This window comes from Kordia sp., from assembly GCF_965224175.1.
In the GTDB taxonomy this organism is placed as follows: domain Bacteria; phylum Bacteroidota; class Bacteroidia; order Flavobacteriales; family Flavobacteriaceae; genus Kordia.
On the sequence record NZ_OZ245041.1, the window covers coordinates 2505229 to 2520677 of the forward strand.

Here is a 15449-nt window from a genome sequence, read left to right on the forward strand (position 1 = left end):
TGAGATTATATAATCACTTCGTTTTCAGACTCTGTACTTTGAGCCAACCATTGTTTGTTTTGAATGTGCATTGCTAATTCCTTAATGTTTGCATGTCGGAAGAAGTCTGCTAATTTTACCTCAATGGAAAATGTGTGGTTTAATTGGTTAATGAATGAAATTGCTTTTAGTGAATTACCGCCTAATACGAAGAAGTCATCATGAACGCCAATTTTTTCTTTGCCTAAAAGTTCTTTCCAAATGTTTACTAATGTTATTTCTACTTCGGTTTCTGGTGCTTCATAAGTCACTCCAGAATCAATATCGTCACCATGCATCGCTATCAATGCTTTTCGATCTGCTTTTCCGCTGATCAATACTGGAATGTCATCTACTGCAATGAAATGACTCGGCACCATATATTGTGGTAATTGTTGTAATAAGTGCGTTCGTAATTCATTACTATTTTCAGTTGCTGATGATACGATATAAGCAACCAATTCGTTTGTTCCGTCTGATGCTTTACGAATCATAACAATTGCTTTTTCAATTGTTTCTTTTGCTAACAAAGCACTTTCTATTTCTCCTAATTCTATACGATGACCATTTACTTTTACTTGGTTGTCTATACGACCTAAATGCACAATGTTGTTTTCTGCATTCCAATATCCAATGTCACCCGTTTTGTACATACGTTCTCCTTTTTTGAAAGGATGAGCGATAAAGCTTGTTTCCGTAAGTTCTGGAAGATTTAAATATCCTCTAGCAACGCCTTCTCCTGCAATGCACATTTCTCCAGTAACACCAACAGGAAGTATTTCATTGTTTTTGTTTACGATAAAGATTTCAACATTTTGCAATGGCTTTCCAATCGTCAGATCAGCTTCTTTCGTTAATTTTTCATACGTAGCATATACGGTTGCTTCTGTTGGTCCATAAGCATTTGTAATGTTTAGATATGATAAACGGGCTAAGTTTTCGTATATATCTTTATGGAATGCTTCTCCAGCAACGATTAAATGCTGTAAGTTTCCAACTGCTTCATCGTACAAGTGCTCTTTTATAATGCTTAATCTTGTTGGTGTAATTTGTAATACTTCTACTTTTTCTTGCACCAATTTCTCCATGAACTTTTCCGTATTAGAAAGTTCTTCGTCTCCAAATAGAATGACTTGCTTTCCATGTGCCAATGCACCAAAAATTTCTACCACAGAAACATCAAAAGATGTATTGGTTACTGCTCCAATTCGTGTCGCTTTTTCAAAACCTAACTGTGAATCAATGGTATTAACAAAGGCGTTTAGATTTGTATGCTCTAATACAACTCCTTTTGGATTTCCAGTACTTCCTGACGTGTATATGATGTATGCAATAGATGACGACGTTATGACAACTTCTTTAGGTTCATCTGTTGAAATCTGTGCTAGTTTTGATTCAAAATCAGCAAAAATAGCTGTAGTGATACGTAACTGATACGCAGTATCTTTTTTGATGTAATCAATTCTACTTTGCGGATAATTCATATCCAATGGAATATAACCTGAACCCGTTTTTAGAATCGCCAATAACGAAACAATTAATGCTTCTGTTCTTGGTAAGTGTACCGCAACTAGATTTCCAGATTGTATGTTGTGTTCTTGAATTAAATAGTTTGCCAGTTGATTGGATCGTGCATCTAATTCTTCATAGGTATATACTGCTCCATTAAATGATAAAGCCTGATTTTGTGGGTTTGCTAAGACTTGCTTTGCGAACTTATCTAAGAATGTTTCATTACGATCATGTTCATTATATGTATCATTCAATACATTTTGTATTGTTTCTTTTTGACTTTCAATTAGTAATGTTGGCACATCAGAAATATGAATCGTTTCATCTTCCAAAATATTGTGTATGAAAGACATATATATTTCAGTAAGTTCTTTGTTTGTCAATTCTGAAGCTAATTTTCGAGAACGATTCCACTCGGCAACCATTCCTTCTTCTGTAGGACTTACTAAGACATCTAAATAGGTATTATTTAATTCAAATCGTGAAACATCTAAAATTCGTTCGTCTTTAGAAGACATTTCATCTACTGATTTTTCAGCATTTTTATAGATATGGAAATCTACATAGATGAATAAGCTATCAAAAAATGGATTGTGACGATTTTCATCTTTTCCGAATCTTCTGTTTAATTCCGCTAAACTTAAGCGTTCGTAACGTTTTTGAATGTTTAATTTTTCATCTATTGTTTTGGTAAAAGATACCAAAGTATCCTCTGTACTGTTGTAACGATATGGAGTTGTGTTTAGGAAACATCCTAAAACCTCATCTCCGTGTGTTTCCATTAAACGTCCGTTGGTTACTAAACCTGAAAGAATGTCTGTTTCAAAAGATAAGCTTCTCAACGTATACATGTATGCGGCAAAACATACAGAACGCGGACTGATATTATGTTTGGTGGCAAATGTTTCTAGTTTTTCAAACGTTTCTCCTGTGATTGAAATTTTAGTGCTTTCATGTTCAATTTCATCCGTAAAACAATCCAAACGTTTATAATCTGCTAAGTTTTCTTCCCAATACGAAAGCAATGCATCACTTTTCTTCAAACATTCTTGATCTATTACATAGTCTTTGTATGTCATTGGTAAATTTGCAGGTGTATACGCTGCATTTTCCGTAAGTCTGAAATAAATATTATTTAATTCTGTAATTAAAGATGCTCTACTCCAACCATCTAAAATTGCATGGTGAAATTGGAACAGTAATAATTGCTCATCAGCGTTAAGCTTGAAAATTTTCATACGCCATAATCCTGGCGCTGTAATTTCAAACGGAACATTCATACGTTCTTCCTTCATGAATGTATTTACATAAGCACTTTGTTCTTCTTTGTTTAAGTGCGAAATGTTTTCAAATGACGCTTTTGCTTCTAAGCTTTCATGAATTAGGCGTAATGGAATTTTATAAGTATCAATGGTATATGAAGTACGCATGATATCGTGCTTTGCCACCATTAAATTTAACGCTTTGTTAAATAGATTGATGTCAAACGATTTTACGTAAATTGGATATAAGAATTGATCGTGATATACACTTTGTTCACGATTGATGATGTAGTTGTAACACATTCCGATTTCAATATCACTCATTGGATATGCATCTTGAATACCTTCTTCGCTGATGAAATCATTTTTATATTCTTGGAACGTTGCTAATACTTCGTCTTTTTGCGCACTTGTGTATAAACTATTGTCTTCTTTTTGTTGTGCAGCTAATGTTTGAATGCTTGGATTTTCAAAAATATCAGCTACATCAAATTTTGTTTTTAATTCTTTGTTGATTTTACTCAGAACACGAATTGCACGAATAGAATCTCCTCCAAGATCAAAGAAACTTGCTGTAACGCTGATTTCTTCAACGCCAAATTCTTCCTTCCAAATCGCAACCATTACTTCTTCCGTTGGTGTTGAAGCAGCTACAAAAGCTTCTTCACTCATTTTGATTTGATTGTTAATTTGTTGTAATGCTTTGCGATCTACTTTTCCATTGGTTGTTAATGGCAATACTTCTAATTGATGGTAGTATTGTGGAATCATGTATTCTGGAAGTTTCTGACTTAAGAATCCGCGAATGTCTTTTACATTCAACTCGTTTGTTGCTACGATATACGCTTCTAAAGTTTTTTCTTCCTGCGAATCATTTACAAGCACCGTAGCTTCTTCTACAAGTGAATGTTTGTGTAAATGATATTCAATTTCGCCAAGTTCAATTCGGAATCCTTTTATTTTTACTTGATGATCTTTTCTTCCTTTAAAATCAAGTAGATTTTCATAATTCCAACATGCTAAATCGCCTGTTTTGTATATTTTTTCACCTTTCTTGAAAGGGTTTTCAATAAATTTTTCTGCCGTTAACTCTTGATTGTTTACATATCCTTTTGCCAATCCTTTTCCTCCAATACAAATTTCTCCAACAACACCTTTTGGCACTAATTGATTGTTTTCTCCTAAGATGTATACCTCTGTATTCGCAATAGGATTTCCGATAAGAATCTTTTCATCTGTAGCAACAATTTCTTTCACAATACAACCAACAGTTGCTTCTGTAGGTCCGTATTCGTTGTATATTTTTATTTCAGGATTTATGGCTTTTAGCATTTCCACTTGATGTGTTGCTAAGGCATCTCCACCAACAATCGCCACTTTTAAAGCTTCACTTTTTAAATTGAATGAACCTAAAACGCTTATATGTGCTGGTGTTAGTTTGATGCACGAAATTCCTGTTGAAATATAGGTTTGTAAATTATTAGTAACGTCTTTTCTACTGTCTAACACATGTAATGTTCCGCCGGAAACAAATGGTAAGAATAAACTTGTGATTGTTAGGTCAAAACATATCGACGTGAATAATCCGAAACTAAAATCTGGTGTCGTTTCTAAGTACGTATTACTTGCCCACAATGCATAATTATATAATGATGCATGTCCTACTAATACACCTTTTGGTTTTCCTGTAGAACCTGAAGTGTAAATAATGTACGCGTCATCTGTTGGCGTAACTTTTGGCAAATCGTTACTGATTTCAATTTCATCTGGTGTAAATTCTACATCGACAGATAGAATTTGTATGTCGTTATCCATGAAGTCAAACATGAAATCTGTGGTTGTGACCATTAATTTCATTTGTGAGTCTTCAATGATATATTGTTCTCTTTCTGATGTATATTTTGGATCAATTGGCACAAATACGGCACCAGCTTTTAAGATAGCATGCAATGTAATTGGAATGAGTTCACTGTTTTCCATTTTTACACCAATACGATCTCCTTTTTCAATAGTGTATTCTTGAATTAAGAAACTTGCTAGTTTGCTTGTTTGTGATTCAAATTCAGCATAGGTAAGTGTTGTATCTTTTGCAATAATTGCTGCTGTTTCAGCTGTTTTTATTCCTTGCTTTTGAATGACATCTAACACAGTTTCATTTGCAGGAAAAACAACTTCTGTAGCATTTAGTGTATGGAGTAACTCATTTTCTTCTTCTGAAGTCAATAAGATTACCTCATCAATATTTTTATCAAAGTTCACGTCCAAATTGTCCATGAAGTTGACATAATGCTGCATGAATTGACGAATCATGGCTTCTTCATAGATATCTGTATTGTAATGGAAACTTATTCCTAAGGTATTTTCACATTCTGAAAAATGTAATTCAATATCATACTTAACAGGTTTGGCAGCAGCTTGTTCTATAGTTCCTAATCGATCTTCTTCAATGGTAAGACTGAATGATTTGTGATAGTCTAATAGAATGTCAAAAATTGCATTACGACTTACGTCACGTTTCACTTGCACATCTTCCATGAGTTTATCAAACGGATACGATTGATGTGTATATGCATTTAATACATTTGCTTTTACACTAGCATAGAATTCACCAAATGTTTGTGTTGTATGTATTTGATTACGTAATGCGATCGTATTTAAATAGAAACCTATTTGATTTTCTAAATCGGCATGATCTCTTCCTGCAATTGGACTTCCAATAAGTAAGTCTTTTTGACCTGAATAGCGATAACATAGTGTTTTAAAAACACTCATCAACAACATAAAAGGACTTCCGCCTCGTTCTTGGGTTGCTTCACGAATACGCTCACTCGTTTCTTGCTTTAAGTATGCGGTAAGTACATTACCGTTGTATGTTTTTTTCTTCGGACGTAATTTCCCAGATGGTAAATCGATGGTTTTTAATTCGCCAGATAGTTGTGTTTTCCAATAGTTTTCACTTTCATTAAAACCGTCACCTTCTAATTGATCTAACTGCCAAGCTGCATAGTCTTTGTATTGAATTTTAAGTTCAGGCAATTCTGGTAATTCGTTTCGTTCGAATGCTTCATACGATTTTAAAATATCTTTCATTAATACTTCCATTGACCATTCATCAGTAATGATATGGTGTAAGTTGTAGTATAAATGATAAGCATCATCCGAAAGCTTAAAGAAACAGATTCTGAATAATGGTCCTTTTTCTAAATCAAAAGCCGTTAGCGCATCTTTTGTTCGGTAGTTTTCTAAAGCTGCTTCTTTGTTTTCTTCTTTAGAGAAATCTTGATAGTCCATTTGGAAATCAAAATTTTCTGTAGCAATGATTTGTTGGTACACTTCTCCATCTTCTTCCAGTTTGAAAACGGTACGCAACGATTCGTGTCTTTCAATTAAATATTGAATCGATTTTTCTAAGACATCTTTATCTGAGAAATCTTTAGAAAGTGGCACAGAGAAAGGCATATTGTATGCTACAGAAGCTTGTTTGATTTGACTTACAATCCACAAACGTTTTTGAGAAGAAGACAAACGATATTTTTCAGCCGAAGCAGCTTTTGGAATCGCAACATAATCATTGTCTTTTCCAATGAGTTTTAAATACTCAATTAGCTTTTGTTTGTTTTGTTTTAGTTCTTGTAAAACGTCCGCAGGAATTTCGTCTCCATCAAAATTGATTTTAAGACTGTCGTTCACATACGATATATATATTCCTTTACTACGTAAAGACTTTATTAAGTGTTCCATACCTTGGTACCTTGGTGTAATGGTTATATGAATATTTCGTTTTTGGTGGTTGGCTTTTCTGCTAGCCATTTTCTGTTGTCAATCAATGATGCTAATTCTGTTACTGTAGCATTATTGAAAAAGTCAGTAAGCGTTAATTTTATAGAGAATTCTTTGTTGATTTTATTCACAAGTGATATTCCTTTTAGTGAATCGCCGCCAAGTGCAAAGAAGTCGTCTTCTGTTCCAATTCCTGTTTGCCCAAACAACTCTTCAAATAGTTTTACAATACGCTCTTCTGTAGGTGTTTGTGCAGCCGTAAATTGTGTATCTAATTGTGTTCTGTTGAGTTCAAAACGTTCTTCTTTTGATTCTTCACTTACTGTAGCTCTGTCTTCAAATTGATTCAGATTTCTGCGAGATAGTATAAATTGATGTTCGTTTTTGTAAGCAAACGATTTTTCAAAGTTTTCTATGATATCTGTGACTGAAATTTGATTGCTTTCTGTTCCTAGTTTGTCAAAGTTGAATACAGAAACCTGTGTTTTTTCTGCAAATAAACCAATAGCAATTTCATCTAATAAAGCATTGGAAGTGGCATATGCGCCAAAAGTAACACCTCCAAGTTTGGCAGATAAACTCGAAAATACTTTGATGAAATCGAGTTCTTTGTTTTTGAATACTTTGTATAGATTTAACAATCCGCCAACTTTGGTTGTGTAATGATTATGAATAGAATTATTTGAAGTTGAAGACACTAAAAAATGATCTCTAGATTGGAAACGCGCTGCATGAACGATTCCTTTTATGACTCCAAATTCGGCTTCTATCGTTGTTACAATAGTTTCTAGAGAAGCTACATCTGAAACATCGCCTTTTGCAAATGAAAAACTTCCATGTTTACTTGCTTGAAGCGTTTTTATTTTTTCAGCATATACTGTATCTGATATATTTTTCCCGATGAGATAGAAATTACTTTTATACGTTTCTTTTAGATATTGAATAAGTTCAAACTCTACCGTTCCTAAATCACCTGTGACAAGATATACACCTTCTGTTGAGAACGCTTCGTTTGTGAATTCAATTTCTGTTTGTAATTGATCGTATGTTGGAATCCAACGTTTTCCATTTCTGTACGCTACTTTATAGTAATTTTCTATTTGATGAATTTCTTTGTGAAGCTGATTAATGTCTATGTTTTTCGTAAAATCTATATCAATGTGACTTGCATTGATATTGATAGCTTCTTGCACCAACACACGCAATAATATACTTGTATGCCCACTAATTCCTTTCATAGTATCAACTCCCGTAACTTGAACATTACTATCTGTAATAAGTACAATGTGACAATCATTTTCTAAAGTATTGACTTCAAAAACACGCATGAATTCTAACACTGCAGAAAATTGATCGTTGTATGCTGAGAAATCGTCTTTTTCAAATGTAACTTCGTCGGTATTTTTCCAAGAAAATATTGCTTTATCAAACTGAATGGAAGCGTCTTCAAATACTTTTTTGAGAGCTTCAAAACTGCTCTTTTCTGCAAAATTTACTTCATACTGTGTCTCAGAAAGTTTTTTGAATGTAGTTCCTTGAGTTATAGTGATGACATTCACATCATTCAATTTCCATAGAGCAGCTAACTCTGTGTTTACTTTGTGTTCGTCACTAAATACTACGTATGTTTTACCTTCTATTTCTTTTGGTTCGTTGAATAATTTTGTTTGCTGTTTCCATGTCGAAACTTGTAATGTTCCTTCTTGTGGTTCACTTCCTAAGGAAATATTTTGACTTTTTAATTGTTCGTCAATAGAGACTTTCGTTGGAAAGTCATACGTATCAAAGCAATAGGTTGGTAATGATATTTTATTTGGTATGTTTTCTTGGTAAAATGCATTCCAATTTATGTCAAATTTATTACGCCAAATTTCTGCTAATACATTGAAAAAATGTGTGCGTTCATTTGTTGTTTCTTTTGGATGTCTTATGGCATTTACGGCAACATTTTTATCGCCAGTCGTATTGCATTGATTGAAGAATGTCATGAGTGTTCTTCCTGGTCCAATTTCTAAGAACAATCCGTTTTTTTGTTGTTGTAAGAATTCAATTCCTTTTTTGAAATTTACGGTATTTACAATATGTTTTGCCCAATATGTTGGCGATGTTGCTTCTGCTGCTGTAATGTAAATTCCTGTATTGTTTGATACGAATGGAATTGTTGGTGCTTGTAATGTTATTTTTTCTAATTCTTTTTCGAAATCATTCACGATGGTTTCCATCATGGATGAATGAAACGCATGTGATGTTTTTAATACTACATGTTGGATTTCTTGAGTTACTAAAGTTTCAGCTACTTTTTGAATTTCTTCGTCTGTTCCAGAAACCACAAATGAATTTGGTGAGTTGATGGTTGCTATAGATACGTTTGCAAATATTTTTTCATCTAAAGATGCTACACTTGCACTGATACTTAACATACTTCCTTTATCAACTGTATACATTAATTCAGCACGTTTGCATAAAATACGCAGTACATCTTCTAATGTGAATACTTCACTGATGGTTGCAGCAACGTATTCTCCTAAACTATGACCAATCATAGCATTGGGTTTCAATCCAAGTTCTATGAAGAGTTTTGCTAATGCATATTCAAATAGAAATAAAATAGGTTGTGTATATTTTGTTTCGTTGATTTTTGTGTTATCTGATGTATCAAATAAGATTGATTTGTAATCTATTCCGTTGATTTGTGATAATTTCTCAAAACCAACATTCATTGTTTCTTTGAAAGACGTGAAATTGTCATATAGAAATTTTCCCATTTCCACATATTGACTTCCTTGTCCCGAGAACATGAATACCAAATCTTGCTTTTCTTTTACTTCTTTTATTTTTCCTGAAGTTCCTGATAGCTTTTCAACTAATTCTTCGTTACTTTTTACTTCAAATGCTTTGTATAAGCCAAATTGTTTTCTTCCTGTTTGTAATGTATATGCTAATGCTCCTAAGTTAACTGTTGGATTTTCTTGTACATAATTCAACAATGCTTTTTCATAGTTTTCTAATGATGAAATACTATCTGCCGAATAGCGTATTTGATAGGATGCTGAAGGTTTTACTGTTTTTGGAAGTGCGACTGCTGGCGTTTCTTGTAATACTAAGTGAATGTTTGTTCCTCCAATTCCGAAAGAACTAATTCCTGCTGTTAAAGGTTTGTTGTTGACACGATTCCAAGCTGCTGTTTTAGCATTTACATAAAAAGGTCCGCCTGCAAAATTGATTGCTGGATTTGCTTTTGTGTAATGTAAACTCGCTGGAAGTGTTTTATTTTTTAATGATAATGTAGTTTTAATTAACCCTAAAACTCCTGCTGCTTCGTCTGCATGTCCTACATTCGATTTTACGGTTCCAATTGCGCATTTGTGTGAAGTATCATTGTTAAATGCTTTATTCAACGATTCTATTTCTATCGGATCACCGATTTTTGTAGCCGTTCCGTGTGCTTCTACATAGGTAATATCTGTTGGTTGTACACCTGCAATTTTGTGTGCTAGTTTGATACATTCCGATTGTCCACTTACACTTGGCATGGTATAACCGCCTTTAGCATTTCCGTCATTATTCATCGCAGACGACTTGATGACTGCGTATACATGATCGTTATCTTTGATAGCTTCTTCTAGCTTTTTTAAGACTACAACTCCTGCGCCATCACAGAAAATTGTTCCTGATGATGATGCATCAAAACTTCGTACACTTCCATCTCCTGAAACAATGGTTCCAGGTTCATGTAAATATCCGTTGTCATGGTGAGATAATAATCGGACACCACCAACAATTGCTGTTCCGCATTCGTTCAACAATAAACTTCTACAAGCTAAATGTGCTGTACTTAGTGAAGTTGAACAAGCTGTATCAATAAAATAACATGGTCCGCGAAGATTCATTTTATATGCTATTAACGAAGCCATAAAGTTTGGATTCGTAATTTTTGCCTTCGTCATTGCATCTACATTTCCTGTTTCTGCTAAGGTTGCATATACACTCCAGTTTAAATCTCTGTTTGCTCCTAAAAAGATACCTGCTTTTTTGTTGTAGGTATCTAAATTTAAACCTGCATCTTCTATACCTTCCCAAACCAATTGATGCATCATACGTGTTTGTGGATTCATCAATTTTGCTTCGTCTGGAGTGTATTTGAAAAACGAATAGTCAAACGTATTGTAGGTATCAATAAAAGAAGCAGCTTTTACATAAGAACTGTCTTCTAATTGTTTGCTATTGATTCCTCTTGAAAGTAGTTCTTCATCGGTAAAGAAGTGAACTAATTCCTTTTCGTCTACTAAGTTTTTCCAAAATTCTTGGACATTATTAGACTTGGGGAATTTCCCTGAAATCCCTATGACAGCGATGTCTCTTTTCATAGTAAGCTATAAGAAGTTTGCGTGTTAAGTGTATGTTTTGTGTTGACTAAAGACTTTCCATAAAATCAATTACATCGTCAACATCTTCCATGTCTTCTTCAATTAATTCTGGTGCTTTGTTTTGTTGTTGTAAGCTTTCTGCTAATGCCCTAATTGTTGGGAATTGGAAGAATGAAATGATTTGTAATTCCAATCCTAATGCCGAGTTCATAGTGTTTTGCAATTCGAAAGCTTTCATAGAGTTTCCTCCTATTTCAAAGAAATTATCATCAATACTGATTTTTTCCATGTGTAAGAAGCGTTCCCAAATTGCTACAATTTGTGTTTCAAAATCGTTTCTTGGTGCTACATAATTTTTTGTACTTACTTGATCTGCTGTTGGTTTTGGCAACTGCTTCGGATCAATTTTACCGTTAGGTGTGTATTTGAATTCATTTACAAAAATGATATGCTGTGGAATCATGTACGCAGGCAATTGTACACGTAAATAATCTTTAATGAATTCTACTTCTAATGCTTTGTCAGCTTTGATATATAATGCTAATGTATCACCTGCTTCTTCTCGAATGGCTTTCACTACACATTGTTCTATTCCTGAGATAGAAGCTGCTACCGTTTGAATTTCTTTGAGTTCAATACGATATCCTTTTATTTTTACTTGACTATCACGTCTGCCTAAGTATTCTATTTCGCCATTTGGCAACCAACGTGCTAAATCTCCTGTTCGATAGATAATACCTTCACCCGTAATTGAATTTTTGATAAAGTTTTCTTGTGTCTTTTCAGGATCGTTTAAATATCCTTGTGAAACACCTTCTCCGCCAATACATAATTCTCCAATTACTTCTTTAGGACATAATTGTTGTGCTTCATCTAGTATGTAGATTTGCGTGTTTGCAATTGGTGTTCCTATGGTCACATTTGTTGCATCATTTACTTGTTTTACGGCTGACCAAATTGTGGTTTCCGTTGGACCGTACATGTTATAAATTCGATCTGTTCCAGCAATTTCTATGAGTTTTTTTGCTAATGAACTTTTAAATTCTTCTCCACCAACAAGTAAGGAAGTGATATTGTTTAGTGCAGTTTCTGCATTCTCTTTTAATAAGAAATCTTCATAGAAAGATGGTGTTGCTTGCATTGCCGTAATGTTGTGCGAAGCCAGAAGATGTAATGTATCTTCTTTTTCGTTCAACTGCTGTAATTTGCTTATAATATATTGATGTTGTGTCCTGCTTCGTTTTACAATATCTTTTACTTTTTTCAAGTTTTTAAGATTGTCTAAAACGACTTGCTCATCGATTCCGAAGTCCAGTAAACATGCAATTTCGTTGATACCTGCGTTGTACAATTTGTTTACCATGTCCAAGCATTTTTCTGGCGTACCAAAAAGACTTGAAGTATTGTAGTAACGCTTAAAGCCCATTTCCAACACTTGTTCCATGTCATCATTGATGTCCATGTTGTTATTTTCTGCTACTGGAATTAACAACCCTAAGGATGTTTTTAAGTATTCTTTGAATGGTTTTTCAACCGTATTGAACACATAATCTTTGTCTTCATGAATGAATGTATGAAGCATGATCGCGACTTTTCCTTTTTCAGGATCAAATCCGTTTTCTTGTAAAGCTTCTCGATATGCTTTTATTTTTCCTTCTAAATCTTCAATGGATTGTCCTAATAAGTGTGTTAAGACATTGGCTCCAATAGATCCTGCATATTTGAACGTGTGAATACTTTTGGCTGCGGTAACCCATAATGGTAAACTTGATTGTACTGGTTTTGGGTGAATTTTAAATTCAAATTCGTTTCCAACTCCATTGATACGTGTACGTGTTTCTCCTTTCCAAAGTCCTTGTAACGCTTCAATTTTATCAAACATTTTTTGGTGTCTGTCTTTGAAGTTATCTGGCGCTAATACAAAGTCATTCGGTTGCCATCCAGAAGCGATAGATAGTTCGACTCTACCATTTGATAAGTTGTCGACCATAGACCATTCTTCTGCGACTCTAATTTCGTCATGCAATGGTAATACCACACTTCCAGAGCGCAAGCGAATATTTTTAGTTATTGTAGAAACTGCTGCCGCTGCTACAGATGGATTTGGAAATTGATCTCCAAATTCGTGGAAATGTCTTTCTGGAACCCAAATTGCTTTGAATCCATTTGTATCAGCATATTTTGCTCCATTGAGCAATAAATTGTATTTGTTTGTGCTTTGACTGTCTGATGTTGGAAAGTAAAAGAAGCTAAAGTCCATGTCTGGCTTCGATTTTATTTCCATTGGACGTTCTAAATGAATGACTACTTTGTTTCCATTGGTCAACGTCCATAATAATTCTAGAATAGAAATATCGAAACTGATACTTGTACTTGCTAACCAGTTTTTGGTTTCATTTCCTAGTTTTTCGTTCATTCCAACAATAAAACCAAGTAAATTTTTATGCGCTACTTGCACACCTTTTGGTTTTCCTGTAGAACCTGATGTATAAATTACATACGCGGTTTGCGAAGGACTTAATTTCGGTAATGTTTGTAAGGTTGTTTCTGTCCAAATTGCATCAGAGATATTGATAACTTCTGCACTTGTTCCGATGATATCTTTGGTAAATTCATCTACAATGACAAATTGCGAATTACTGTTTTGCAGACTGTAATCAGTTCGTTCTATTGGATAGAAAGGATCTAACGGAACATACGCCGCACCAGATTTTAAGATTCCTAAAATCGCCACAATCATTTCAATAGATCTTCCCATACAAACACCTACAAAAGCATTTTGTTGAATGCCTTTAGTGAGTAAGTAACTTGCAAATTGATCTGATTTTTCTTGAAGTTCTTTGTATGTCACAGAAATTCCTTGACAAACTAACGCAGTTGCTTCAGGGTTTGAAATTGCTTGTTTAGCAATTAAATCAGTAACTAACTCATTACGATCATAGTCGACTTTTGTATTATTTAAGGTTTCTATTAATTCTTGTTGCTGATCTTTTGCAATATATTTTAATTGAGAAACTTTCTCATTACTGTTTTGTAATGCCGTTTCTAAGAAACTCCATGTGTTTGTCGCTAGATTTTGAATGTATGATTCACCGTATAAATCTGTATTGTATTCAATAACTAGTTTTAGATATTCTTTTCCTTCTACAAATTTGAACGTCATGTCAAATTTACTCACACTTGCTTCAGCATCTTTTTGAATTGTATATGTCAATCCGCTGAAACCTGTGTTGAGTTCACTAACTTCATCGTGACGTTGATGTGTGACTAGAATATCGAATATTGGCGAACGACTGATATCTCTTTGAATGTCTAGCTTGTTTACTAGATTTCCAAAAGAATAGTTTGCATTTGAATATGCTTCTTGCAAACATTTTTTCTCAATAGCAACCAACTCATTGAATGTTGTATTTTTTTCAAACGTTGTTCTTATGGGTAAGGTATTGATATACAATCCAACTTGGTTTTCAAGTTCTGGATGCATACGTCCGGAAACTGGTGTTCCTAAGATGATATCAGTTTGATGTGTATATCTTGATAATACTCCATTTAACGCAGACAACATGATCATAAATGGTGTACATGCCTTGTCTTTGGCGTATTGCTTTACTTTTTTGAAAATGGCATCATTGAGTACAATTTCATGATTTGCACCATTGTATGTTTTTAAGGAAGGTCTTGTGTATGTTGTTGGTAGGTTTAATACTGGTAATTCTCCCGAAAATTTATCTAACCAATAGGTTTCTTCTTTGTCGAGTTGTAAATTATGTACATACCATTCTGCATAATCTTTGTATTGAATATCTAGTGTTGGTAATTCAACTGTTCCTTGTGCTGCAATTTCGTTGTATGCAACAATTAGGTCTTTGATTAATATTTCTTGAGAACGCGCATCCGATATAATGTGATGTACATTGAGATAGAAATAGTGTTCTGAAGCAGCACTTTTTATAACTCCAATGCGGAATAATGGTCCATTTTTAATATCAAATCCATCAGAAACATATCCGTTTAAAAGCGTTGTTTGTGTTTCTGCAGTCGCTTCTTCATAGTTGAAAACATCGCCTAAAGTTTCCATACTTATGATTGTTTGCGCTATTTTCCCATCGTTGGTTTCGATGAATTTTGTACGCAATACTTCATGACGTCCTATGATGGTATTTGCTGCTTTTTGAAGTGCATCAATTTTTAAATCGCCATCAATTTTAATGACCACTGGCAAATTGTATGCTTTGTTGATTTCATCAATCTGGCATAAAATCCAAAAACGAAATTGTGTAGATGTAATTGGATAATATTCTTTTGTTTCCGCTTGAGGAATTGTAGTTACCGAAGCATTTGTAGCCAACGAAGTTAAGTAGGTAATGATGTTTTCTTTATGCTCTTTGATGAGTTGAATTAAAGCATCGTCTACTTCTTCCGTAAGGAAATTGAGTTCCAAGTTTTCACCTTGCAATTCAATGTGAATTCCATGATCTCTACAGTGTTTTAGTAAGTTAGGCGTTTTCAT

3 protein-coding genes are annotated in these 15449 nt (G+C 34.0%); all 3 read right to left on the reverse strand.

Translation table 11 applies throughout. The annotated features are described in order from the left end of the window. Nucleotides 1-5 precede the first annotated feature (5 nt). Genes ACOQOS_RS10795 through ACOQOS_RS10805 form a run of 3 tightly spaced genes read right to left on the reverse strand, consistent with a single transcriptional unit; the run spans nt 6 to nt 15449 of the window. Nucleotides 6-6533 (reverse strand): amino acid adenylation domain-containing protein, encoded by a 6528-nt coding sequence (locus tag ACOQOS_RS10795; RefSeq protein ID WP_420574978.1) that lies wholly within the window; start codon nt 6531-6533, stop codon nt 6-8. A 23-nt stretch (nt 6534-6556) separates the two neighbouring features. Next, nucleotides 6557-10939, reverse strand: coding sequence for a beta-ketoacyl synthase N-terminal-like domain-containing protein (locus ACOQOS_RS10800; protein WP_420574979.1), 4383 nt, complete (start codon nt 10937-10939; stop codon nt 6557-6559). Between the two features lie 46 nt (nt 10940-10985). Further along, nucleotides 10986-15449: a MupA/Atu3671 family FMN-dependent luciferase-like monooxygenase gene (locus ACOQOS_RS10805; RefSeq protein ID WP_420574980.1), complete on the reverse strand. Its 4464-nt coding sequence runs from the start codon at nt 15447-15449 to the stop codon at nt 10986-10988.